Raw genomic sequence first — 23,817 nt, forward strand, 5'->3', positions numbered from 1 at the left:
GCGGCACCGAGCGGCGGTGAACGGTGACGCGCTCGGCGAGGCGTTCGGCGACCAGGTCGGGGCAAACCCCCGCGATCCGACCGGCCGCACGGATGCGTGCTACCGGGGGTGGCGCCTGATCGGTGAAACCCATCCTGGCGAACGAACTTCTTACCCCGTTCAGCGCAACAACCAGACCCTTTGACGACTGACACCACTACCGCTGTCCCGGCCCGCCGCAGGCTTGTGGCGGAAGGGGAACCCGCACCACGTCGGGTGCCGGGCAGCACCAACCGCAAGGCAGGGAGGACTTGCCCCATGGGGCTTCTGCAGGGAAGGGCCGTCGTCATCACCGGCGCCGGCCGAGGGCTCGGCGAGGCGTACGCCATGCACAGCGCGCAGGCCGGCGCCTCGGTCGTGGTGAACGACATCGACGTGGAACTGGCCGAACAGGTGGCCGAGCGCATCCGCACGTTCGGCGGCACGGCCGTGGCCAGCGGGCACAACGTGGCCGACCCCGAGCAGGCCGCGCAGCTCACCGAGGTGTGCGTGACCGAGTTCGGGCGGATCGACGGCCTGGTCAACAACGCCGGGCTGAACTACGAGACAGCACCGTGGGACGACGACGTGGCGCGCATCCGCGCCACCGTCGAGGTCAACCTGCTCGGCACCATCTACTGCGGGACCGCGGCCATGCGCGCCATGCGGGAGCAGGGCACCGGCGGGTCGATCGTCAACATCAGCTCGGGGGCCTTCTTCGGCCAGCGCAAGCTGGCCACGTACTCGGCAACCAAGGGCGCGGTCGCCTCGCTGACCCTGTCCTGGGCGCTGGACCTGGAGACCAGCGGCATCCGGGTCAACGCGGTCTGCCCGGTGGCGCACACCCGCATGGTGTGGGCCTCGGAGCGGTCCCTGCGCTCGATCCCGGCCGAGCTGTCGCCGAGCCGGGTGGCCCCGCTGGTGCTGTTCCTGCTCAGCGACTCCGCCGAGGGCATCACCGGCCAGATCGTCCGGATGAAGGGGCGCCAGCTGCACCTGGTCGGTCAGCCCTACTTCAAGCAGCCGGTGCTGGAGCGGGAGAACTGGGACCCGCACAGCGTCGAGCGGGCCTTCTACGGGGTGTTCCAGGCACACCTGGAGCCGTTCGGGCTGGAGAAGCGGGTGCCACCGCGCCTGCAGGAACTGATGGAACCCTCGCTGCCCGCCTGACGGCCCAAGGATCTGACGGCGCCCGCCTGACGGCCCGAGGATCTGACGGCTTGCGGGTCTGACGGCCTGCGGGTCTGACGGTCCGCGGGTCTGACGGCCCGCAACCCCGGGTGAGCCGGCCACCCCTCGGTGGTGGCCGGACTCCCTCCGTCCTGAGTGGACAATGACCCGGCCGCGACACCCGCGTCACCCCAACGGGCGACCTGCGCCCGCACCCCCCTTTTGGTCGGCGGTTTTTGTCGGACCTCGGTGGGACCATCGAGGACAGGCACAAGGGGGTGGTCAGCGATGTTGGAGCGGAACAACGCCAAGGACGCCACACCGGCGAGCGCCAGGGCACACCGGCCGAGGGTGACCGACTGGCAGTTGGCGGTGGAGTCCAGGGCCCGCCGGGTGCGCGCCGACCTCGCGGTGCTCGCCGCCACCCACCCCACCGAGTCCGACCAGGCCGAGCAGGACCGCCGCGCCGCGCTGCGGTCCCTGGACGTGGTGGACGCGATCCTCGACGAACCGCTGAGCTGGTGGCACGGCCCGGCCGCGTGGTGGTCGGGCTGGCGCATCGAGCGCGCCTGGCGGGCCCTGCACGAGGCCGAGGTCGCCACGGTCGCCGCCGACCCCGACCTGGCCGGCCGGCTGCCCGCGCTGCGCGAGCGCATCGCCAACTACCTGCCCGAGGAGGACAACCGCAGGCGCGCGTTGGAGGAGCTGCGGCCCAACTACCCGGCCACCTCGGCCGAGCGCGCCGTGGTGGTGGACACCCTGCGCGCGGCCTTCGACGTCTCCGACGACGCCCACGCCGCCGCCCGTGCACTGCGCAACAAGCTGGTGGTCACCGCGTTCGTGCTGGTGGTGGTGAACACCGCGCTCGGCGTGCTCTCGCTGAACTGGCCCAACCTGATCCCGCTGTGCGTGCAGCAGCCGATCCGCGACCTGCCCGACGTGTGCCCGTCCGGCCAGGCCGCGCCCAGCGGCGACGCCTGGCTGATCCAGCTGCTCGGCGGGTTCGGCGCGGTGATCGCCGCCGTGGTGCTGCTGCTGCGCCGGCGCCCCAGCCTGTCCCCGTACGTGCTGGTCGGCTACCAGGCGATGATCAAGGTGCTGCTCGGCGCGGCCCTGGCCACAGTGGGCGTGATGGCCATCGCCGCCGGCGTCACCCAGGGCCTGATCGGCATCAGCACCCAGTCCGGCCTGCAGTTGTGGGCGGTGCTGCTCGGCTACTCCCAGCAGGTCGGCACCCGGCTGCTGGACAACTACGCCGACCAGGTCATGAACCACGCCCGCCCGCTGCCCGAAGGCGCCGACACCCGCTGACCCGATCGCCCGACCTATCCTGCCCGGGTGTCAGTTAATCCGAGCCTGATCGACAAGGTCGCCTGGGTGCTGGTGCGGGACGGCAGAGTCCTCGGCGCCCGCTCGCGCGGCAAGGACACCGCCTACCTCCCCGGCGGCAAGCGCGAGCCCGGCGAGACCGACGTGGACACCCTGGTGCGGGAGATCGCCGAAGAACTCACCGTCACCATCGACCCGGCCACGGCACACCACGTGGGCACCTTCGAAGCCCAGGCCCACGGCCGCGCCGAGGGCGTGCTCGTCCGGATGGCCTGCTACACCGCCGACCACACCGGCGAGATCGCCCCCGCCAGCGAGATCGACGAGGTCGTCTGGCTCACCTACGCCGACCGCGACCGCCTCTCACCCGTCGCCCAACTCCTCTTCGACCACCTCCACACCACCGGCCTGCTCCCCTAACCCCTCCCCACCCCGCGAGTCGACTTTGCAAACCCCCCGAGTTGACATTTCACGCAGGCCCAAACGGGTGAATCCCCAAGCCCCACCGGGGATTTCGCCGGCTAGGTCAGTGGCCGTGGCGAGGTGGGGGTTGACAGGGGCGGCCGAGTCCGTTGTGGACGACGTGGCACGGCGTCCACCGGTGTGGCCCCGAGCGTGGTGCGGGACGTTCCGAGCCGCGGTGTGGTGTGTCGTCCCGGGGCTTGCGAGCACGGCCCGGCCAGCCCCTGGTCGGTGAGCACCAACCCCTGGCCGTCCAGCGCGGCGCCGGCTCGCCAGAGCCGGCGAGGATCGCAACGCGCGCCTGTCGCGAGGGCTGTTGCGGCGCGTTGTCGGCGCCGGCTCGGTGGGGCCGGCGCGTCGGCGGAGTCGGCTCGATGGGGCCGGCTCGGCGGAGTCGGCTCGGCGGAGCCGGCGAGGATCGCACCGTTGTGGACGTCGACCAGGTGGTCGCGCAGTGGGCCGGTCCGTCGTGCCTGTCGTGGGTTCAGGCTGGCCGGCGGCGGAAACGGCGAATGCCCTGGTGGGTCTTTGGTCTTCACCCGTTTGGGCCTGCGTGAACGTGCAACTCGCGGGGTTTGCAAAGTCGACTCGCGGGTTGGGGTCAGCCGGCGCGGCGGCCCCGGTCGTGCTTGTCGCGCAGGGCGGCGATCACCTCGTCGGTCCAGTGGTGGGTGCGGATCAGCCGGTAGCGCTCGGCGGCCACCCACAGGTACGCCTCGGTCTCGGTGCGGTCGCCGATCAGGTCGGCCTGTCGCAGCATGCCCACCACCGGCTGGTACTCCTCCTCGTACCAGCGCCGCGCGATCGTGGCCCGGTCCAGGAACACGCCCTCGTCCTGCATCAGCCGGAAACCCCACGCCTCCACGTGCTCGCCGAGCTGCGCGTAGTCCCACGCGTCGGTGACCAGCACGGCCGCCCTGGCCGCACCGGTGAGCGGCACCCGCTCCAGGAACAGCCGCCGATAGCCCTTGACGATCAAATCGCCCCGGTGGCGGATGCCCTCGGCGGACAGCCTGGTGCGCACCTCGGTCACGTTGGCCTCGATGGTCTCCGAGCCGAGCGCCAGGGCCACGGACACCCGGTGGTGGCCGTCCCGGACGAAGTGCAGTTCCCCGACCCGGTACACGTCGATCGGTGGCACGGCCTCCCCGCGCCGCTGGGCCAGCGCGATCCGCTGCCAGCGTTCCCGCACCCGCGCCGAGGTCGGCCGGAACCGGCGGTCGAAGTCCCTGGTCCGGTCCACGCTGCCGACGATCGACGCGAGCCTGATCACGCGCAGGCCGAGGACGCGCTCACCCTGCCAGCCCAGGGCGGCGACCACCTCGTCGAAGGGCAGCATGATGTTCACGTCGTCGGGCACCCGCCGCAGCCACGCGGCCAGCCGGGAGAGCACCTGGCTGCGCCGGACCTTGAGAAAGTCGTTCTCCGAGTCGGCCACGGGAAAGCCGGTGTCACGGCGCACGCAGAACCTCCTCCTGGTCACCCTGGTCACCCTGGTCACCACTGGTGGGAATGTCCAACACCCGGTAGCCGACCACGTTGACCACCCCGGTGCCGGCCAGCCGGCGGTCCGGGCGGACCGTCCCATGTGGATGGATGTGGCCGTGCAGCAGCAGGGCCGGGCGCAGCCGGGCCACGGCCCGGTGCAGGCAGGCGAACCCCTGGTGCGGCCGGTCGGGTTCGTCCCCGCAGCCGGCTGGTGGCGCGTGGGTGAGCAGCACGTCCACGCCCCGACCGTCGCGCAGTCGCCGCCACGCGGCCAACCGGATCACCCGGCGCAACCGGCGCGCCTGCTGCCGCTCGGTCCACTGGTTGGGGCCGTTGCGGTAGCGGATCGACCCGCCCAGCCCGGCGATGCGCAGCCCGGCCACGTCCACCACCCTGGCGTCCGCGTTGACCGCGCCGGCCGGACCTGGCCACCGCACCGGCAGTCCGGCCTTGGTCCACAGCCCCCACCTCCGGGAGTACCCGGACAGGTCGGGATCGTGGTTGCCCGGCACGAACACGCAAGGTCGGTCCAACGCGGAGGTCAGGTACTCCAGGTAGTCGAACGGCAGATCACCGGCGGCCACCACGAGATCGACCCGGTGTCGGCGGACCTGGTCGGTCCACAGTTCCTCGACGACCTCGTCGGCCACGGCCAGCACCCTGATCACGGCTTCGAGGCTAGGCGTTGCACCCGGCATCCGCAGCGACCCGGGAGCCCGCCGAACAGGTCAGCCAAACGCGACCGATGCCCGGTTGTCGTCGATCACGCGCGGCTGGACCGGGTGAAAAGACTCGCAGGGCCCTGTCCCAGTTCGGTTCCCAGAGCTAGCGTCAGTGGCGTGCTGGCCAAGCTGTTCAGTGACACGGCGCTGGGTTGCCGGAACCTGAGTCCACTCACTCACGCGTTGTTGGTCGGGGCCGCCGCCGATCTGACAGCCGGCGGGGTGACCAGCGAGATCATGGCCGGGTGTGAACGCGACCGGCAGGGCAGCGTGCCGGGGCTGCGCTTCGCCGGTGCGGTGCACCGGATGGTGTTGGAGGGCAAGGCACCCGCGCTGGCCAAGCACTACCCCAGCGTGGGCGGCAGCCCGGACCTGGACACGCTGTGGTCGGACGCGCTGCCGGCACTGCGGGACAACGCAGCCGAGCTGCGGCACCGGGTGCGCGCCACCGTGGTGCAGACCAATGAGCCCGGCCGCAACGGGCCGCTGTACGGCGGGCTGCTCACGGCCGCGCAGCAGGCGGCCGAGGCGGCTGGCCGGCGCACCCCGTTTCCGGTGCGGCTGCTGGAGGTGGGCGCCAGCGGCGGACTGAACCTGCGGCCGCACCGGATCGCCTACCGGATGGCGGGAAACGGGCACGACGTGGTGCTCGGCGACCCGAACAGCCCGTTCGTGCTCGACCCGGAGTGGACCGGGCTGCCCGAGGCCGACCTGAGCCGGAACCTGCGCGTGGTGGCCAGGGCGGGCTGCGACCTCAACCCGGTGGACGTGTCCACACAGGACGGTCAGCTGCACCTGTCCTCGTTCGTCTGGGCGGACCAGCTGGACCGCTGGCACCGGCTGCGGGCCGCGCTGGACCTGGCCGCCAGCGACCCGGTCCGGGTGGCCAGGGCCTCCGGACCGGAGTGGTTGGAACAGCAGCTCGCCCACGCCGAGCGGGACGTGCTCACCGTGGTCTCGCATTCCGTGGTGTGGCAGTACGTGTCACCGGCCGACCGGGCCAGGGGGCGGGCCGTGCTCGCCGAGGCCGCGGCCAGGGCCACCCCGCAGTCCCCGCTGGCGCTGCTGGTGTACGAACCGCGCAGGAGCGGCGGCGAGCGGTCCACCAACCAGCGGTCCACCAACCAGCGGTTCGGCGACCAGCAGCCCGGCGACCAGCGGTCCGGCGACTCGCGGTCCGGCCGCGAGGAACCCGCGAGCCGGAATTCCGTTGTCCACAGCGACAACGGCTTTCCCTACCGGTTCTACCTCCTGCTCAAGCTGTGGCCGGTCGGGGTGAGCCTGCGCCTGGGCACCGGCAGCGGGCACGGCATCCCGTTCCACTGGGACTGCCGGCCCTGGAACTGATCGGGCACGCGGCGGGCCCGTGTCGTCAGGGCTGCTGGGCGATCAGCAGCGTCACCGTGGCCAGCCAACCAAGCATGCTGGCGACGATCCAGAACCGTGGGTTGGACAGGAGTCGAGGCATCTCGGTTACCCCCGAGTGAGTCGCGCGGAAAACAGGCAGGACAGAGCGGAACAGGCAGAGCGGTCAAGCAGGCAGGGCAGTCAGCAACAAGACAGTCAGCAACAGGCGGGAACAGCGGGTCAGGCGAGCGGCGGGGTGGCGGTGCCGGTGGCCGGGGCGGCCCAGCGGAGCCGGAGCCACCGGCCGGGCGCCGAGGACGGCGGTCAGCCGGCTACAGCCACTCGTTCCGGCGGAATATTCGGTACAGGATCAGGCAGAGCACCAGGATCGCGGCGATCACCATGGGATAGCCGTACTTCCAGTGGGTCTCGGGCATGTTGTCGAAGTTCATGCCGTAGATCCCGGCGACCGCGGTCGGCACGGCCACGATCGCCGCCCACGAGGTGATCTTGCGCATGTCGGTGTTCTGCTGGAGCGTGATCTTCGCCAGGGTGGCGTCGACCAGGGTGTTCAGCAGTTCGTCGTAGCTGGCGACGCGTTCGGACACGGTGGTGAGGTGGTCGTCGACATCCCGGAAGTACGAGCGCACCTCCTCGGGAACCATGGGCGTGTAGCCCTCGGCGAGCCGGCGCAGCGGCAGCGCCAGCGGCATCACCGCGCGGCGCAGTTCCAGGACTTCCCGCTTGAGCAGGTAGATCTGCTCGGCGCTGACCCGCCCGCGCGGGGCGAAGACCTTGCCCTCCATCTCGTCGATGTCGTCCTCGATGTTCTCGGTGACTTCGAGGTAGTTGTCGACGATGTGGTCGGAGATCGCCCACAGCACCGCGGCCGGACCCACCGCCAGCCGTTCGGGGTCGGTCTCCAGTTCGCGGCGCACCACGGCCAGCCCGGAGTGGTTGCCGTGCCGCACGGTGACCACGAAGTCGCGGCCGAGGAACGCCATGATCTCGCCGGTCTCCACGATCTCGTTGGCCGTGTCCGGCGAGTCGTGGTCCACGTAGCGCACGGTCTTGAGCACCATGAACAGGTTCTCGTCGTAGCGCTCCAGCTTGGGGCGCTGGTGCGCGTGGACCGCGTCCTCCACGGCCAGCTCGTGCAGGCCGAAGATCTCGGCGATGCTCTGGATCTGTTCCTCGTCCGGCTCGTGCAGTCCGATCCAGACGAAACCCTCGCGCCGCCGCCGCACCTCTTCCACGGCCTCGGCGTGCGTCCACCGGCCGGGCAGGCGCTTGCCCTCGACGTACACGCCACAGTCCACGACGTACGCCGACACCGGCACCGGAATGGGTGCGATCCCGGGCTGTCCGGCGGTGGTGTTGCGCCGCCGGGAACGGTCACGCAGACCGCCGAGCGAGGGCAGAGCGGGCATCTGGGCCTCCAGGGATCACGTCGCGAGCAATGACGACGCACCGGAGCGGGTTCAGCTGCTCCGGCACTGGAGCGTCCCAACCAGTACCACTGGGTCTACCGGGAAAGATGGACCCATCCGGTGGGGACGCCGGTGGTACTGCATGGGTGGGGTTTGTCAGTCCCACGACTCATGGCGTCCTCACCTCCTCGGGTCAGCGGTGTGGCTGAGCGGTGGATTCGCTCACACACCGGTTGCCGAGAATACTCCTTGACAGTCCAGACTGGCGTCCCGGCCGGCGAGGGTCGGATCACACACCGGGGTGGCGCAAGGAGGCGCGCGTGCAGTTCGGACGCTACTTCGAGGAGTTCGAGGTCGGCGCGGTCTACAAGCACTGGCCGGGCAAGACCGTGACCGAGTACGACGACCACCTGTTCTGCCTGCTCACCATGAACCACCACCCGCTGCACCTGGACGCGCACTACGCGGCGGAGACCACCGAGTTCGGCAAGAACGTGGTGGTCGGCAACTACGTCTACTCGCTGCTGCTGGGCATGTCCGTGGCGGACGTCTCCGGCAAGGCCATCGCCAACCTGGAGGTCGAGTCGCTGCGGCACATCAGGCCGACCTTCCACGGTGACACCATCTACGGGGAGACCGAGGTGCTGGCCAAGACACCGTCGAAGTCCAAGGACGACCGGGGCGTGGTGCACGTGGAGACCAGGGGCTACAAGCAGGACGGCACCGTGGTGTGCGTGTTCCGCCGCAAGGTCATGGTGCCCAAGCGGTCCTACGGCGATGCGCGCGGCGGCGACCAGCCCGGCCGGCCCGTGCCCGAGTCGACCGGATCGGGCAGCTGACCATGGGCGACGACACCGACACAGCACCACTGCTGCAGAAGCTGCGCGCCTTCGCCGACGAGGCGGCCGGCGCGTCCCCGCTGTACGAGCACCTGGCCCGGCACGCCGCCGAGGACCAGGAGGTGGCCGGGCTGCTCGCCGCGGCCGAACCCGAGTTCCGCGTGCCCACGCTGCTGTTCGCCGCGGCGCACCGGCTGATCCAGGCGGAGCCGTTCCACCCGCTGGCCAACTACTACCCCTCGTTGGGCGGCACCTACGGGGTGGACGGGCAGACCTGGCCGGTGTTCCGGGAGTTCCTGCTCGGTCGGGCCGACCAGGCGCGCAAGCTGATCGGCACGCACACCACGCAGACCAACGAGGTGCGCCGGGCCGCCATGATCTACCCGGCCGTGGCACTGGCCGCCAAGCAGGCCGGTGGCGCGGTCGGGCTGCTCGAAGTGGGGACCAGCGCCGGGCTGCTGCTCAACCTGGACCGGTACGCGTACTGGTACCAGACCGAGCAGGCCGGGCAGATCGGCGTGGGTCCGGCCAAGGCGGCGGTGGGCCTGCACGCCGCGCTGGCCCTGGCGCCCGGGGCCGAACTGCCGGTGCTGCCCAAGAAGCTGACCGTCCGCGCCAGGGTGGGGCTGGACCGCCGGCCGATCGACCTGGGCGACGAGGACCAGTTCGCCTGGCTGGAGGCGTGTGTCTGGGCGGACCAGCCCGAGCGGCTGCGGCTGCTCGGTGCCGCCGCCGCGGTGCGGCGCAAGCACCCGCCGGAGCTGCTGGCCGGGGACGCCGTGGACGACCTGGCACGGGCTGCCGACCGGGTGCCGGCGGAGCTGCCACTGGTGGTGATCAACAGCCACGCCGTGTGCTACCTGTCCGAGCCACGCCGGGTGGCCTACGTCCAGGAGCTGGCCAGGCTGGCCGAGCGCCGGCCGCTGTGGTGGGTGTGCAACGAGGGGTACCGGGCCGGCCCGCACCTGGTCCTGCCCGGCCGCGCCGACCTGGCGGACGCGGACGAGGCGCAGTACTCCGGGGTGCTGGTGCTGACCCGCTGGGAGCGCGGTGAACCGGTGGCTCGGGCCCTGGCCACCACCGCGCCGCACGGCCAGCGGCTGACCTGGCTGCCGCAGCCGGCTGGCTGAGGCACGCGACCGGTGTCCGGGGACGGGGATGTGGGTGGGGTGGGGTGGGGGTCGGCGGGCCGAGTCGGCTCCCGTCCGGTCGGCTCCCACCGGACACGGACACAGGCGCGGGCGCGGGGCGGCGAGCGCGGCGTGGCCGGGCGCGGGGTGCGGGTGGCGGGGCTTGGGCTTGGGCTTGGGTGAAGCCCTGCGGTGTCGGCCGGCCCGGGTGGCGGGTGGTGTTCGACCGGCCCCAGGGCACCCCCCGCCCTCCCAGGGGGGCGACCCCAGGTCCAGCCTATTGGCGCACCCCGGTGGGAGATAGCCGGTGACGGCAGCCTGTGGACAACTCGCGGGGCTGTGGACAACTTGGGGCACGAACGGGTGAATACGGGTGAATGACAGTGAATGAATGGGTGAACGTGCGGGTGAAGATGGCCCAGTGACGGCAGCGCTCGGCCCGCTCGGACCCGGGGTTCTGAACCGGTCCAGTATCACCGGGTAGTTGGGGATTGGTCCGCTCCGGCGGGGGTTCACCGGTTGGGCTGGATCAGGGCCTCGGCAGGCAGTCCCACTCCGCGAGAGTCTGTGCTAGACGCTCCGTAACCATATTGTCCCGGTTAAGTGTGTCGAAGATCGCACCGCTCACCCAGGCGGCATCGGAGGCGTCGTCACCCGGACGGAGATCTCCGCTGGTCACCTGGCAGCGGTAGTCGTAAATGGCGTAAACGCCGCGTGCGGCCGGGCGCGTCACCCAGCCGACCAGTTCGCCCACGGCAACGCTCAGTCCGGTCTCCTCGTGCACCTCCCTGGCCAGCGCGACCGCGTCGGTCTCGCCCGGCTCGACCCGGCCGCCGGGCAGCGACCACAGGCCGCGACCTGGCTCGTTGGCCCGCCGCACGAGCAGGAGTCGCCCATTGGAGTCATGCACAACCGCGCCGACACACCGGATCGTCCCCGCGCTGCTTGCCGTCACAAGCACGGAGCGTAGTCACACCGGATTGGCGGTGCGTCCGACTGGCCCATGTGCGGTACAAATCTCCTCTAGTGCCGCAGAGTGCGGTACAACGGTTCTCACTGGCGCCTGATCGAGTGCGAGCAGACGGGGTTGATCGACGTGAACCTGAAGAAGATCCTCACTTGGGCCGGGATCGCGTTGTTGCTGTACTTCCTGATCGCGCAGCCCAACGCGTCAGCGGGCCTGGTCACCAACATCCTGACCACCCTGCAGAGCGCGGCCGAGGCGCTCATCACCTTCGTGCAGAACTTGTTCTAGTCGCCGTCGCGAGGACGCCGAGGGGACGGGGAAGCCGTGTTCGCACCAAGGGATCCCGACGAGTACCTGCTCGAAACCGAACGGCGGGTCATCCGTGTGCGCCGGCACTGGACGTACCTGGCGTGGGAGATCATCGAGGCGTGTGGTCTGCTGGCCGGCGCCATCCTGATCTCCCAGGTGATACCCCAGTCGGCGTGGCTGCTCCAGACGATCCTCTGGTACGGCGCGCTCGCGGTGCTGCTGCGCTTCACCTACCTGGTCATGGACTGGTGGGTGGAGCGCATCGTGGTGACCGACAAGCGGTTCATGCTCACCTCGGGTGTGTTCACCAGCAACGTGGCCATGATGCCGATCGGCAAGGTCACCGACCTGACCTACCACCGGTCGTTCTTCGGTCGCATGTTCGGTTACGGCACCCTCGTGGTGGAGTCCGCGGGGCAGATCCAGGCCCTGAACAAGATCGAGTTCTTGCCCAATCCCGAGGAGGTCTACGACGCGATCTCCGAGCTGGTCTTTGGCGACAAGAAGGCGCAGGCCGAGCGGTTCTCGATGATCAAGGCGCAGCGGGCGGCCCGGGGCAAGAAGATGGTGCCCTGACCACACCGCCGCGCGGGCGGCCCGACCGCTCGGCCCGGTCCTGCTGGTACTGATACCCCGTTCGGTGTGCTTCCCCTGGTGCTGATGGCCGCGCCGGTGCTGGCGCGGTGATCGGTCACACTGGTTGGGTGCGCATCGACCTGCACACCCACTCGACCGAATCCGACGGCACGGACACGCCGACCGAACTGGTGGCGGCGGCCGCGGCCGCCGGCCTGGACGTGATCGCGCTGACCGACCACGACACCACGGCCGGCTGGGCCGAGGCAGCCCAGGCACTGCCGGCCGGCATGCGGCTGGTGCCCGGCGCCGAGCTGTCCTGCGACTGTCCGGACGGCCGGGGCGGCCGGCTCACCGTGCACCTGTTGGCCTACCTGTTCGACCCGACCTCGCCCGCGCTGATCGCCGAGCAGTCGCGGCTGCGCGCGGAGCGGCGGAGCCGGTTGCGGCAGATGGCGGTGCGCATGGCCGATGACGGGTTTCCGGTCGATCCGGACGCCCTGATGGCCGGCCTGCCGCCGGACTCGCCCGGCGGTCGGCCGCACCTGGCCAGGGCCCTGGTCAACGCCGGCGTGGTGGCCAGCGTGAACGAGGCGTTCGCCAGGTTCCTCGGCAACGCCGGGCCCTACCACCTGCCCAGGGCGGACACCCCGGTGCGCGACGCCGTCGCCATGATCGCCGCGGCCGGCGGGGTGACCGTGCTCGCGCACCCGTTCGCCGTGTCCAGGGGCCGGATCGTCACCGAGGACGTGATCGCCGACCTGGCCCTGCTCGGCCTGGCCGGCGTCGAGGTCGACCACCCCGACCACGACGAGCCGACACGCGCCCGGTTACGGGGGCTGGCCGCCGAACTCGGCCTGGTGACCACCGGGTCCAGCGACTACCACGGCACCAACAAGACGGTTCGGCTCGGCCAGGAGCGGACCGCGCCGGAGGTGCTGGAGGACCTGGTGGACCGGGCCACCGGTGGCAGTGTTCTGGTCGGTTGAGGTGCGCTCGGGCGGGCGGTCCGCCGGCCAGGGGGAGGCGACGGGAGTATCCGACCGAGTGCGTAACGTTGACCGCGTGACCGGGCAGCTCGGCTTTGACAACATGCCGCAGAAGTTGGTGCGGGTTACTCCGGCGAAGCTGTCGACCTGGACCGACTGCCCCCGGCGGTACCGGATGGCCTACCTGGACCGGCCAACGCCCGCTCGGGGCGGCGCGTGGGCGCACAACACGCTGGGCGCGGTGGTGCACAACGCGCTGCGTGCCCTGTTCGACCTGCCGGCGGCCGAGCGCACGCCGGAAGCGGCAGCGGCGCTGGTGACCAGGTACTGGAAGTCCGACGGGTTCCGGGACGGCGACCAGGCCGCGCGGTACCGGGAGCGGGCCCGGGACTGGGTCGCCGACTACGTCGCCGAGATCGACCCCACCGCGGACCCGATTGGTCTGGAGCGGTGGGTGTCCGCGCCGACCGCGCGGATCGTGGCCGAGGGCCGGGTCGACCGGATCGACCAGCGGGACGGCGAGCTGGTGATCGTCGACTACAAGACCGGCCGGCACGCGCTCACCGTTGACGACGCCCGCGGGTCCCAGGCGCTGGCCCTGTACGCCCTGGCCGCCAGGCGGACGCTGCGCCGCCGGTGCCGCCGGGTCGAGCTGCACCACCTGCCCACCGGTACGGTCGCGGCCTGGGAGCACACCGACGAGTCGTTGGCCCGGCACGTGGCCAGGGCCGAGCAGGCGGCCGAGGAACTCGGCCTGGCCACGGACACGCTGGCCGCGGGCGGTGATCCGGACGTGCTGTTTCCCGCCAGCCCTGGTAGGCATTGCTCGTGGTGCGACTTCCGCCGCGGCTGCGCCGAGGGGAGGGCAGCCGCACCCGACCTCGAACCGTGGGCCATGCTCGCACCGTGACGCCGGGCAGCGGAACCGGGTCCGGGATCCGGACCTTGGCCGACCGGATCCCGGACGGCAGGATCTGGGGTGGTGGGATTCCCGGCGGCGGTGGGACGGCTGGCGGGACAAGCGGGTGGCATGACAACCGTTCGGGCAGCGAGTGAGCATCGCTGGGCCGCCAGGCGTGACCTGGTGAACCGAGCGGAGCGAGCGCGGATCGGCGCACGGAGCCGGACGAGAGCCCGGTGAAACCGGAGCCGAGCAATCCAACAGGGAGTTGTAGGTGGACCGAGGGACCACCCGGCCGATGCCCCAGCCGGGCGAGCCGGACCAGAACACGACCCCGGTGCGCCCGCATCAGGGCGGCGAACCGGACCCCAACACGACACCGGTGCTGCTGCCGTCGGAGCGCCGGGCGGAACAGGCACGGCAGGTGCCACAGGCGCGGTTCGCGACACCGAGGACACCGCCGACAGCACCACTGCGTCAGCCACACCAGGCACCGGCCAAGGGGCAGGCACCGGGACAGACATCGGGACAGCCGGCCGAGACTGCGCGACCGCGGCCGCAGCCGGGTGAGCCGCTGGCCGACGAGGAGCTGCCGGGGTCGGACGCGGAGGGGTCGGACGCGGTGGGATCGGACGCGGTGGGGTCGGGCGTTGGGGCGCTGAACGCGGTGGGCCCGGCCGAGCCGGAGACGGTGGCGCTGTCCGAGTCCGGGCCGAGCGAGCCGGCACCGGCCGGTGCGGCCTCGCCCGCGGCGGCCAGGGGCGGGGCGTCGACCTGGCGCAACCTGACCGGCGCGCTGGCCGCGGGCATGGTGCTGCTCGCCCTGGGCCTCATCGCCATGCAGGTGTACGCCGGCAACAACGGCCAGCCCGGCCCCGGCCTGTGGGACGTGGGCGCGCACGTGGTGGCCGCCGTGGTCGCGGTGGTCGGGCAGCGGGTGGCCGACCGGCGCCGTGGGCTGCCCGCCGCGCTGGGCGCCCTGGTCGTGCTGGCCGCCAGCGGCGCCGCGCTGTGGTTCTTCTGGTGGGCCTGACCAGCGAGAACTAGCCGGTGGTGGGAGAGCGCTAGCTGGACAGCCAGGCGCGCCAGGTGGGCAGCAGGGTGGCCAGCAGCGCCTCGGGGTTCTCGATGTTGGGGTTGTGCTTGGCGCCGGGCAGCACGGCGAAGTCCGCGTCCAGCCGCTCGGCCATGTCCCGCTGCCGCCCCACCGGCCAGGCGTCGTCGTCCTCGCCGCACACCACCAGGCAGGGCACGCCGGCCGTGCGCAGCGCCCTGGCCAGGGTGGGCACCAGGTCGGGCTCGTAGCGCAGCCCGTCGGCCATGCCCAGCAGCGCGGACGGGGACGAGCGCAGGAAGCGGTCCCGGAACAGCGCCTTCACCGCCCTGGGCTGCCTGGCCCACTGCGGGCTGGCCGCGTCGAGCGACTCCCGCACCCGCTGCGCCGCGGCCATGCCCTGCTGCCGCAGCATGGACTCGCCCACGTCCAGCGCGGTCCGGCGCTCGCCAACGGGCAGTTCCGCCGGGCCCGAGCTGAGCAGGGTCAGGCCGGCGATCGGCGCGCCCGCCAGCACGGCGCCCCTGGCCACCAGGCCGCCGTAGGAGTGGCCGAGCAGCAGCACGGTCCGGCCCTCCGAGGCCAGCTTCTCCACCAGTTCGGCCAGGGCCGCGCCCAGTGGCGCCGGCCGGTACTCGGCCTCGGCGACCGGGCCGGGCGACTCGTACTGGCCGGGCAGGTCGATGGCGAAGACCTCGATGCCGGCGTCGGAGATCGGGTCGATCAGCGGCGCGAAGTCCTCTTTGGACCCGGTGTAGCCGGGCACCAGCAGCGCGGTCGCGCCCAGGTCCGGGCAGGTGGCCGAGGCCGGGGCGTGCAGGGCGGCCACCGGCCCGTACCGTCCGGGCAGGTCGGTGCGGACGGCTCGGTGTGGACTCAGTTGGGACGGCACCGGCGGTGTTTCTGGCTGCGCTGTCACATTTCGAGTTTGCCGCACCGGTCAGCACGCTGCTTGTTCCGACAACGAGAGTGTTATCTCGCCCCCGAGTCGAGTGCCACCAGCGTGCCGCCCCGCTGCTCCAGCACCACCGGGCCGGCCACGCCGAGCGCGACCTGCCCCTGGTAGCCCTGGCGGTCCACGGCGATGGTCCGCTCGGTGGCGCCGGTGGCCTGGTCGATCACCCGCACGCCCTCGGCGACCGGCAGCAGCAGGCGCCCGGCGAGCAGCGTGCCCGGTCCGAGGGTGTTCTCCACCGTCCACAGCGGGCGGAAGTCCTCCAGGGACAGCGCGACCGTGCGCGAGCCGGTGAACCAGTAGGCCGTGCCCGCGCCCGCGGTGACCGGGACGGTCCAGCCGGCCGGGTCACCGGTCAGGTCGTCGGCGCCCAGGTCCAGCGGGTACTCCGCGACCTGGTTGCCGTTCTCGACCTCGGTCACCACCAGCCGCGCCGGGTTGGGCACGACCGAGGCCACCAGCGTGTTGGACACCGCGATCACCCGCCCGCCCTTCGTCGGCAGCAGGGTCGTGGAGATCACCTCGGGCTTGTCCGACTCCTCCGGGTTCGGCTTGAGCACGCTGAGCCGGTCGCTCGGGTCCTGGTCCGGGCACCGCTCGACCACGGCGACCCGGCCCGAGGTGACCGCGAACGACCCGAAGACGCAGCCGGTCCTCGGCTGTTTGCCCGGGTTGACGATGGCCGGCACCCTGCCGTACTCCAGCGACTTGACCAGGTCCGATCGCCACACCTCGGCCAGTTCCCGGCCGGTGGCGGTGACGTGCACCCCGTCGGAGAGCAGCCGGGTGCCCAGTTCGGCGTTGCCGTTGCGCTGCGCACCGCGCTGCCCGGTGCCGGCGTCCAGCGCGGTCACCTCGCTGCAGTTGGTCTCCTTGCGGTACACCGCCAGCACCCGGCCCCAGGCCGGCGCGACCGTGCACAGCTCCAGGTCACGCGTGTAGGACCAGCGCACCTGTCCGGTCAGCGGGTCGCGATCCGCCACCTGGCCGCTGTCCGCGGTGACCACGGTGGAGCTGATCACCACCGGCGCGGTGGTGGTGGCGCTGGCCGCCCGCCACACCTCGTGCAGCGCCTCGGGCACCTCGCCGGGCTGGGCCAGGGTGGGGGCCGGCCCGCTGGCGGTGACCAGGGTGGTGGCCCTGGCGTCGCTGAACCACCACACGGTCAGGCCGGCGACCAGCACGGCCACCAGGATCACGGCCACCGCGGCGTAGTCGGCTGGTCGGCGCCAGCTGCGAGGTAAAGCCGCTGGTGGCGGCGTGGAGGACGGGGTCGGGTCGGCCGAGCCGGCAGCGGGTGGCACCGGGGCAGCGGGCGCGGCCAGCACGTCCTCGGCGCCGATCACCACGTCGTGGTCCGGGTGAGCCCCGTCCGCCCCCGGCTCGGGTTCGCCAGCGCTGTCCGGCTCGGGCTCGCCGGCAGCGGCCGGGCTGGCCGCCGCCTCGGCCGGGCTGTCGGGTGTCGGCCCGTCCACCTCGCCGGACGCCTCGGGTGACTGCGCGGGCGTGCCGGCCTCGTGCCGCTGCTGATCCGCCTGCCCCGGCTGGTCGGGCTGGTCGGGTCGTCCCACTGGCCTGCTCCTGGTGCTCGCGTCGACGACGTGCCGACCACGACATCCGGTGAGCACGCCCCTCGTCCCTGGGTGTCTAGTGTGCCGGCCGCCGGTGAGCTGCCGGTGTGCCCACCGGTTCGGCCCAGATCACTGGCTGGTCTCGTCGCCCGGGCGCTCCTGGCCGACCTCAGCCTTGGACACCTCCACACCGGCGCGCCGCCGACGCCGCTGCCGCCGGGGCCGTTCCTCGCCCTCGTCCGCGGTGGTCTCCGGCCGGGCGGTCGCCGCCTCAGCGGCACCCTCGCCACCGGACACCACCTCGCCGCGGCGGCGCCGCCGGCGACGGGGGCGGGACTCGCTGGCGGCGGTCTCACCGGTCGCACCGGTCGCACCGGACTCGGTCGACGCGGTCGGTTCCGCGGCCCCGTCACCGCCACCGCGCCTGGTCCGCCGGCGCTTGCGCTGCCGCGCGTCCGGCTCGTCGGACGGCTCGGAGGCCAGTCCGGAGCGGGTCCGCTTGCTCAGCGGCAGCCGGCCGGTGGCGTCCTCGGGGATGCCCAGGTCGGTCCGCAGGTGCTCGGAGGTGGAGTAGGTCTCCACCGGTTCCGGGATGCCCAGGTTCAGCGCCTGGTCAATGGCCTGCCAGCGGGGCTCCTCGTCCCAGTCGACCAGGGTGATGGCCACGCCGGTGCGGCCGGCCCGGCCGGTGCGGCCGATCCGGTGCACGTAGGTCTTCTCGTCCTCCGGGCACTGGTAGTTGATCACGTGGGTGACGCCGTCCACGTCAATGCCCCTGGCCGCCACGTCCGTGGCGACCAGCACGTCGACCTTGCCGGAGCGGAACGCGCGCAGCGCCTGCTCCCGCGCGCCCTGGCCGAGGTCGCCGTGCACGGCCGCGACCGCGAAACCGCGCTCGGTCAGCTCGTCGGCGACCTTCTGGGCGGTGCGCTTGGTGCGCATGAAGACCATGGCCAGACCGCGGTCCTCGATCTGCAGGGCGCGGGCGACCAGCTCCACCTTGTCCAGCGCGTGCGCCCGGTAGACGAACTGCTTGGTGCGCTCGTGCACCGCGCCGGCGTCGGTCTCCTCGGCCCGGACGTGCGTCGGCCGGTTCAGGAACGTGCGGGCCAGGGTGATGATCGGACCCGGCATGGTGGCGGAGAACAGCATGGTCTGCCGCTGCTCGGGCACCATGTCCATGATCCGCTCGATGTCCGGCAGGAAGCCGAGGTCGAGCATTTCGTCGGCCTCGTCCAGCACCAGCCCGCGCACCTTGCCGAGCACCAGGTGGCGCTGTTCGGCCAGGTCGAGCAGGCGGCCCGGGGTGCCGATCACCAGGTCGACGCCCTTGCGCAGGGCCTGGATCTGCGGCTCGTAGGGCCGGCCGCCGTACACGGCCAGCACCCGGATGCCCAGGTACTTGCCCGCGTCGGTGAGGTCGTGGGTGACCTGCAGGCACAGCTCCCTGGTCGGCACCACGACCAGCGCCTGCGGGGTGCCGTCGCCCGGCGTGGTGATCCGCTCCAGCAGCGGCACGCCGAACGCCAGGGTCTTGCCGGTGCCGGTGCGCGCCTGGCCGATCACGTCGTCGCCGGCCAGTGCCAGCGGCAGGGTCAGCTCCTGGATGGCGAAGGTCCGCTCGATGCCGGCCTCGGCCAGCGCCTGGATGATCTCCGGCCGCACGTTGAAGTCGGCGAACCGGGGGGAGTCGGCGTGGGCCGGCGCGTTCGCGGTGAGCGGGTGCAGCGGGTGGGAGGTGTCGGCGTCGTCGATGCCGGCCTCGCTGTGCTCCAGCGCGACCGGGTCCAACCCAGGGGAATCCAACCCAGGGGAGTCCAGCCCGGGGGAGTCCGGTGCCGGGGAGCTGTGCTCGTGGGTGCCGTGCTCGTGGGTGCCGTGCTCGTGGATGACGTCCGCCGCACGTGGTGTGTCGGTGTCGGTGTCGTGATTGCTGACGGTCAGGGTGATCGCCTCTCTCGTACCAGCGCGCCCGGCCCTGGACAGGCCGCTCGACCGCGCTTCCACGCCCGGGCCGTGGGGCCAGGCAGCGCGCGGGAGGGCCGGCGAGGTTGGCGCGCACCCTCCATGTAGCGGCACGGTGCCGCATGCGTCGTGCGCCAGCGCTGTCGCTGCCGCGAGGCCGGCCAGCGGGTGGGAAGGGCAGCCGCGCAACGGCAAGCGCCAGGCGTCAACACGCAAGTCTACCCGGACCGGCCAGGTAGTGGCCGCTTCGACCTTGTCAGCAGGTTGTCCCCGCCCACTACGCTCGCTGTCATGAGCGAGGCTGACCAGCGAACCACGGCGACCACACCAGGCATCGAGGCGGGCGTTATCGACCTGCTCGGCGTACTCGCCTACGGGGAGCTGTCCGCCTTCGACCGGCTGGCCGAGGACGCCCGGATCGCCCCCACCCTGCCCGGCCGCGCCGCCCTGTCCGCCATGGCCGCCGCCGAGATCGGCCACTACAAGCTGCTGGAGCAGTGCCTGGCCGAACGGGGGGTCGCGGTCGAGGACGCGATGCGCCCGTTCGTGCGCTCGTTCAACGCCTTCCACGAGTCCACCGCGCCCCGCTCCTGGCTGGAGTCGCTGGTCAAGGCCAATGTCGGCGACGGGCTGGCGGCCGACTTCTACCGGGAGATCGCCGCCTGGCTGGACGAGCCGACCAAGGAGATCGTGCTGGAGGTGCTGGCCGACACCGGCCACTCGGCGTTCGCCGAGCGCGAAGTGCGCGCGGGCTGTGAGAGCGACCCCACCCTGCGGGACCGGCTGACCCTGTGGGGGCGCCGGCTGCTGGGAGAGGCGCTCACCCAGGCGCAGTACGTGGTGGCGGAGCGGGACGGGCTGGCCGAGCTGATCGTGCGCGGCACCGGTGACCTGGCCGGCATCGCCGGGCTGTTCCGCCGGTTGCAACAGTCGCACAGCCGCCGGATGACCGCGCTCGGCCTGGGCTGACCCGCCAGCCCCTCGGAATACCCTCGGTTCGACTAGGGTTGCCTCGTACGTTTCGTTGGTTGTGAGGCGGAGGTCAGCGTGGAGGTCAAGATCGGCGTCGCGGAGAGCCCGCGGGAACTCGTCGTGTCCAGCGACCGGACCCCGGACGAGGTCGAGGCGCTGGTCGCCGACGCCCTGCAGAACCCCAAGGGCCTGCTCACCCTGGTCGACGAGAAGGGCAGGCGCTACGTCGTCCCCTCGTCGCGGGTGGCCTACGTGGAGATCGGCCCCAGCGACGCACGGCGCGTGGGTTTCGCGTTCGACAGCAAGTAGGACCTGCGAGTAGGACCTGCAAGAAGGACCTGACCGGCAGGACCAGGCGGATCGAGCCCGCGGCCGGTGTTCGGCACCGCCCGCGGGGCTCATTCCGCGTCTGACTCAGGGGTGTTGCAGTGGGAACCCGCCGCCGATGCCCTTCCAGGCGAGGTTGGAGATCAGCGCCACCGCCTCCTCCTTGCTCACCTTGCGCTCACCGTCCAGCCAGGCCCTGGCGGTGACCTGGCTCAACCCGACCAGGCCCACGGCCAGCAGCCGGGCGCGGTCGGCGTCCAGGCCGGCGTCCGCGGTGATGGTGTCGGTGATCGCGTCGACGCTGTCCGAGGTGGCCCGCTGCACGGCCTCGGCCACGGCCGGCTCACCGCGCAGGTCCGACTCGAACACCATCCGGTACGCCTGGCCCTCGCGGTCCACGAAGTCGTAGAACACGCCCACGGCGGCCTGCACCCGCTGCTTGTTGTCGGTGGTGGACTCCAGCGCGTCGCGCACCCGGGCGATCAGCTCGTCCACGTGGGTCTCCAGCACCGCCAGATACAGTTCGAGCTTGCCGGGGAAGTGCTGGTAGAGGACTGGCTTGCTGACACCGGCGCGTTCGGCGATCTCGTCCATGGCGGCGGCGTGGTAGCCGTTGGCCACGAACACGTCCTGCGCCGCGGCGAGCAACTGGGCGCGCCGGGCGGTGCGGGGCAGCCGGACGCCGCGTCCGGCCTGTGTGGTGCTCGGTTCCGCCGTTTCCGTCATGGTGCCTCCAGCCAGGTCGAACGGTGGCCGTGTGGTGCTGCCTCGGCCGCGCCTGCACTCGGGCCGTCGGCTCGGGTCACCACCACCTGACCTTACTCGTCGGTAGTCGGGAACCGAGAATTCTCGGTGGCGCCCGACCGGCGAGTCCACCCGACCGGCGCGTCCGTGCCGGCGGGGTCGCGGACGCTGACGGGTGCGGTCCGCGCGGGCGGGCGCATCCTGGAACGGTGACGGACGCCCACTCGACCCACGCCACCGGAGGCGGCCAGGCCCGGCCCGCTCGGGTGCCGCTGACGTTCGTGCCGCTGTCCACCGCACCGCTGGAACTGGACACCAGCATCCCGCCGTGGCCCGGCCGGCAGGTGCCCCTCGCCGGCGCCACCCTGCACGTGCGGGAGACCCCCGGCCCGCACCCGGACGCGCCGACCGCCGTGTACGTGCACGGGCTCGGCGGGTCCGCCACCAACTGGACCGACCTGGCCAACCTGCTCGCCGGCAGCGCCCACGGCGTGGCCGTGGACCTGCCCGGGTTCGGCCAGAGCGAGCCGCCCGCCGGCTTCGACTTCGCGCTGACCTCGCACGCCGCCGTGGTGGCCGACTACCTGGCCGGGCTGGACCGGGGGCCGGTGCACCTGCTCGGCAACTCCATGGGCGGGGCGATCGCCATGCTCGTCGCGGCCGAGCGGCCCGAGCTGGTGCGCACCCTCACCCTGGTGTCCCCGGCCGTCCCCGACCTGCGCCCGGACCTGCGGCGGATGGCCGACCCGCGGATGCCACTGGCCTACCTGCCGGTGCTGGGCGGCCCGGTGCGGCGCCAGCTGGCCAGCCTCACCCCCAGGCAGCGGGCCGAGCAGATGATCCGGCTGTGCTTCGCCGACCCCGGCCGGGTGCCCGAGCACCGGGTGGCGGAGTCGGCCCAGGAGATCGCCGGCCGGCTGGGCCTGCCGTGGGCGGCGGACGCGATCAACCGCAGCACCCTCGGGCTGATCCGGGCGTGGCTGGTGCCGAGGGCGCGGTCGCTGTGGCAGGTGGCGCCCAGGGTGTCCGTGCCCGCGCTGGTCGTCTGGGGCGACCGGGACCGGCTGGTCAGCGTGCGCAAGGCGGCGCGCACCGCCGAGCTGCTGCCCCGGGGCCGCCTGCTGGTGCTGCCCGGCACCGGCCACTGCGCCCAGATGGAGCAGCCGGTGTCGGTGGCGCGTGCCGTGCTGGGCATGTGGGGTGCCGTGGCCGAGCGCGCCTGGTGACCGCGTCCGGTGGAGCACACCCGGTGGCCACATTCGTGGGACGCACTCCGTTTTGTGCGGTGAGTAGCAGCGATGGCACTCTGAATCCGTGAGTGGTCCTCGGAGCGGTTCAGCTGGATCAGGACAGGGAGGGCGCGGCGCGGCGGTGCGGCGCGGCTCCTCGGCCGAGGATTCCGGCACCTCCCGGCGGCCCGCGACCGCGCGCGGCGGCCCCGACCGCTACCGCCGTGGCGCGCGGCGCACCAGCGCGGAGCCGCTGGCCGCGTCCTGGCGGCCGCTGGAGGACCAGGAGCGCGACACCGGGTCGGGCCGGCGGCCGGCCGGGCAGGCCAAGCGCGACAAGGAGGAGCGGCGGCGCCGGGGCATCGGCGCGCTGCTGGCCCACTACGGCTGGCGGGTGTACGCGGTGCCGGTGCTGGTCGCGTTGACCGCGCTGGTCGTGATGGACACCACCGGCACGTCCAGCGATCCGGGCAGCGGCACGCTGGGCGGGTCGATCGCGAGCGGCGATCAGCCGGCCACCAGCGGGCCGCCGCTGGGCGCGGAGATCCCGGCCACCCCGGTCGGCCCGGACATCCCCACGGCGGAGCTGCCCGACGGCTTCGACTTCACCCAGAAGGGCAACAGCACCTGGCGGGTGATTCCCGGCACCAAGGCCAAGTACGGCACGGGCGGGCCGGTGAAGAAGTACACCATCGAGGTGGAGGACGGGATCAACCCCGGCGAGTACGGCGGGGACGACGCCCTGGCCCTGCTGATCGACCAGACCCTGTCCGACCCGGCGCGTGGCTGGACCGCGTCGGGTGACGTGTCGCTGGAGCGGGTGGACCCGAACGTGGAACGGCCGGACTTCCGGGTCAGCCTGACCACGCCGGAGACCACCAAGCGGCCCGACCTGTGCGGGTTCAACATCAAGTACCCGGCCTCGTGCAACTCCCGGGAGACCGGCCGGGTGATCATCAACCTGGCCCGGTGGGTGCGCGGCGCCAAGGCGTTCAACGGCGACATGGACACCTACCGCCGGTACGCCATCAACCACGAGGTGGGGCACGCGCTCAACCACTACCACGAGGCGTGCAAGAAGGACGGCGACCTGGCGCCGGTGATGATGCAGCAGACCTTCGGCGTGGCCAACGACTACGTGTACCTGCTCAACCAGGTGGATCCGTCCAACTCCGGCGCGGTGCCCAACGACGGCAAGACGTGCCGGGTGAACGCCTGGCCGGTGCCGCAGGGCCAGAACTGAGCCGAGGCGGCCCACACCCCCGGGTGTGTCCACTTGCTGGGACGGTTTTTCCGGGCGGAAGACGTTCGGCCACGCTGGCG

The 23,817-nt window shown here is 72.3% G+C and carries 24 protein-coding genes; 16 read left to right on the plus strand and 8 right to left on the minus strand.

Annotated features, from left to right (window positions below; translation table 11 throughout):
* Positions 1–16: 16 nt before the first annotated feature.
* From LX83_RS28705 to LX83_RS28720, 4 genes are all read left to right on the plus strand, one after another.
* Entirely contained in the window at positions 17–184 is a 168-nt protein-coding gene (locus LX83_RS28705; protein WP_253776924.1) for a hypothetical protein, read from the plus strand.
* A 113-nt stretch (positions 185–297) separates the two neighbouring features.
* Positions 298–1,188 carry an SDR family NAD(P)-dependent oxidoreductase gene (locus LX83_RS28710; RefSeq protein ID WP_253776925.1) on the plus strand — a complete coding sequence of 297 codons (891 nt, stop codon included), beginning with the start codon at positions 298–300 and terminating at the stop codon, positions 1,186–1,188.
* Positions 1,189–1,476: 288 nt separating this feature from the next.
* On the plus strand, positions 1,477–2,499 hold the full coding sequence (locus LX83_RS28715; RefSeq protein WP_253776927.1) for a hypothetical protein: 1,023 nt from the start codon (positions 1,477–1,479) through the stop codon (positions 2,497–2,499).
* A gap of 45 nt (positions 2,500–2,544) precedes the next feature.
* Positions 2,545–2,937: an NUDIX hydrolase gene (locus LX83_RS28720; protein ID WP_253777114.1), complete on the plus strand. Its 393-nt coding sequence runs from the start codon at positions 2,545–2,547 to the stop codon at positions 2,935–2,937.
* 643 nt (positions 2,938–3,580) lie between these two features.
* On the opposite strand, the gene LX83_RS28725 is transcribed toward LX83_RS28720, so the two are convergent.
* Both LX83_RS28725 and LX83_RS28730 read right to left on the minus strand, forming a co-directional pair.
* Positions 3,581–4,441, minus strand: a complete 861-nt coding sequence (locus tag LX83_RS28725) for a chromosome partitioning protein ParB (protein ID WP_253776929.1) — start codon at positions 4,439–4,441, stop codon at positions 3,581–3,583.
* Positions 4,431–5,135 carry a metallophosphoesterase family protein gene (locus LX83_RS28730; protein ID WP_253776931.1) on the minus strand — a complete coding sequence of 235 codons (705 nt, stop codon included), beginning with the start codon at positions 5,133–5,135 and terminating at the stop codon, positions 4,431–4,433. The genes LX83_RS28725 and LX83_RS28730 overlap by 11 nt, the downstream gene beginning before the upstream one ends.
* A gap of 171 nt (positions 5,136–5,306) precedes the next feature.
* On the opposite strand from LX83_RS28730, the gene LX83_RS28735 reads away from it, so the two are divergent.
* Entirely contained in the window at positions 5,307–6,536 is a 1,230-nt protein-coding gene (locus LX83_RS28735) for a DUF2332 domain-containing protein (RefSeq protein ID WP_253776933.1), read from the plus strand.
* Positions 6,537–6,868: 332 nt separating this feature from the next.
* On the opposite strand, the gene corA is transcribed toward LX83_RS28735, so the two are convergent.
* Positions 6,869–7,966: a magnesium/cobalt transporter CorA gene (gene corA, locus LX83_RS28740; protein WP_253776935.1), complete on the minus strand. Its 1,098-nt coding sequence runs from the start codon at positions 7,964–7,966 to the stop codon at positions 6,869–6,871.
* A gap of 320 nt (positions 7,967–8,286) precedes the next feature.
* Here corA and LX83_RS28745 point away from each other — a divergent pair, with 320 nt between their 5' ends.
* Complete coding sequence (locus tag LX83_RS28745) at positions 8,287–8,805, plus strand: MaoC family dehydratase (RefSeq protein WP_253776937.1); 519 nt, start codon at positions 8,287–8,289, stop codon at positions 8,803–8,805.
* Positions 8,806–8,807: 2 nt separating this feature from the next.
* Positions 8,808–9,935, plus strand: a complete 1,128-nt coding sequence (locus LX83_RS28750) for a DUF2332 domain-containing protein (protein WP_253776938.1) — start codon at positions 8,808–8,810, stop codon at positions 9,933–9,935.
* 529 nt (positions 9,936–10,464) lie between these two features.
* Here LX83_RS28750 and LX83_RS28755 read toward each other — a convergent pair.
* On the minus strand, positions 10,465–10,890 hold the full coding sequence (locus LX83_RS28755; RefSeq protein WP_308204068.1) for an NUDIX hydrolase: 426 nt from the start codon (positions 10,888–10,890) through the stop codon (positions 10,465–10,467).
* A gap of 81 nt (positions 10,891–10,971) precedes the next feature.
* On the opposite strand from LX83_RS28755, the gene LX83_RS28760 reads away from it, so the two are divergent.
* The 5 genes from LX83_RS28760 to LX83_RS28780 all read left to right on the plus strand — a co-directional run bounded on the left by LX83_RS28760 (position 10,972) and on the right by LX83_RS28780 (position 14,710).
* The gene (locus tag LX83_RS28760) at positions 10,972–11,190 is read left to right on the plus strand and encodes a hypothetical protein (RefSeq protein WP_253777125.1); all 219 of its coding nucleotides are present in this window, start codon (positions 10,972–10,974) and stop codon (positions 11,188–11,190) included.
* A 36-nt stretch (positions 11,191–11,226) separates the two neighbouring features.
* Positions 11,227–11,787, plus strand: a complete 561-nt coding sequence (locus LX83_RS28765; RefSeq protein ID WP_253776940.1) for a PH domain-containing protein — start codon at positions 11,227–11,229, stop codon at positions 11,785–11,787.
* A 128-nt stretch (positions 11,788–11,915) separates the two neighbouring features.
* Positions 11,916–12,776 (plus strand): PHP domain-containing protein, encoded by an 861-nt coding sequence (locus LX83_RS28770; protein ID WP_253776942.1) that lies wholly within the window; start codon positions 11,916–11,918, stop codon positions 12,774–12,776.
* A 76-nt stretch (positions 12,777–12,852) separates the two neighbouring features.
* A complete protein-coding gene (locus tag LX83_RS28775; protein WP_407649689.1) occupies positions 12,853–13,686 on the plus strand; it encodes a RecB family exonuclease in 834 nt (277 codons plus the stop codon).
* Positions 13,687–13,951: 265 nt separating this feature from the next.
* The gene (locus tag LX83_RS28780; protein ID WP_253776944.1) at positions 13,952–14,710 is read left to right on the plus strand and encodes a hypothetical protein; all 759 of its coding nucleotides are present in this window, start codon (positions 13,952–13,954) and stop codon (positions 14,708–14,710) included.
* A gap of 31 nt (positions 14,711–14,741) precedes the next feature.
* Here the strand turns inward: LX83_RS28780 and LX83_RS28785 are convergent, their stop codons facing one another.
* From LX83_RS28785 to LX83_RS28795, 3 genes are all read right to left on the minus strand, one after another.
* On the minus strand, positions 14,742–15,650 hold the full coding sequence (locus LX83_RS28785; RefSeq protein WP_253776946.1) for an alpha/beta fold hydrolase: 909 nt from the start codon (positions 15,648–15,650) through the stop codon (positions 14,742–14,744).
* A gap of 53 nt (positions 15,651–15,703) precedes the next feature.
* Positions 15,704–17,257, minus strand: coding sequence for an Rv3212 family protein (locus tag LX83_RS28790; protein ID WP_253776948.1), 1,554 nt, complete (start codon positions 17,255–17,257; stop codon positions 15,704–15,706).
* 129 nt (positions 17,258–17,386) lie between these two features.
* On the minus strand, positions 17,387–19,078 hold the full coding sequence (locus LX83_RS28795; protein ID WP_253777119.1) for a DEAD/DEAH box helicase: 1,692 nt from the start codon (positions 19,076–19,078) through the stop codon (positions 17,387–17,389).
* A 435-nt stretch (positions 19,079–19,513) separates the two neighbouring features.
* On the opposite strand from LX83_RS28795, the gene LX83_RS28800 reads away from it, so the two are divergent.
* Entirely contained in the window at positions 19,514–20,191 is a 678-nt protein-coding gene (locus tag LX83_RS28800; RefSeq protein WP_253776951.1) for a ferritin-like fold-containing protein, read from the plus strand.
* 78 nt (positions 20,192–20,269) lie between these two features.
* Complete coding sequence (locus LX83_RS28805) at positions 20,270–20,503, plus strand: DUF3107 domain-containing protein (protein WP_253776953.1); 234 nt, start codon at positions 20,270–20,272, stop codon at positions 20,501–20,503.
* Positions 20,504–20,608: 105 nt separating this feature from the next.
* Here the strand turns inward: LX83_RS28805 and LX83_RS28810 are convergent, their stop codons facing one another.
* On the minus strand, positions 20,609–21,247 hold the full coding sequence (locus tag LX83_RS28810; protein WP_253776955.1) for a TetR/AcrR family transcriptional regulator: 639 nt from the start codon (positions 21,245–21,247) through the stop codon (positions 20,609–20,611).
* A 227-nt stretch (positions 21,248–21,474) separates the two neighbouring features.
* On the opposite strand from LX83_RS28810, the gene LX83_RS28815 reads away from it, so the two are divergent.
* Complete coding sequence (locus LX83_RS28815) at positions 21,475–22,491, plus strand: alpha/beta fold hydrolase (RefSeq protein WP_253776956.1); 1,017 nt, start codon at positions 21,475–21,477, stop codon at positions 22,489–22,491.
* Positions 22,492–22,579: 88 nt separating this feature from the next.
* Positions 22,580–23,737 carry a DUF3152 domain-containing protein gene (locus tag LX83_RS28820; RefSeq protein ID WP_253776958.1) on the plus strand — a complete coding sequence of 386 codons (1,158 nt, stop codon included), beginning with the start codon at positions 22,580–22,582 and terminating at the stop codon, positions 23,735–23,737.
* Positions 23,738–23,817: the final 80 nt, after the last annotated feature.

Origin of the sequence: Goodfellowiella coeruleoviolacea (assembly GCF_024171785.1) — a bacterium.
Taxonomy (GTDB): domain Bacteria; phylum Actinomycetota; class Actinomycetes; order Mycobacteriales; family Pseudonocardiaceae; genus Goodfellowiella; species Goodfellowiella coeruleoviolacea.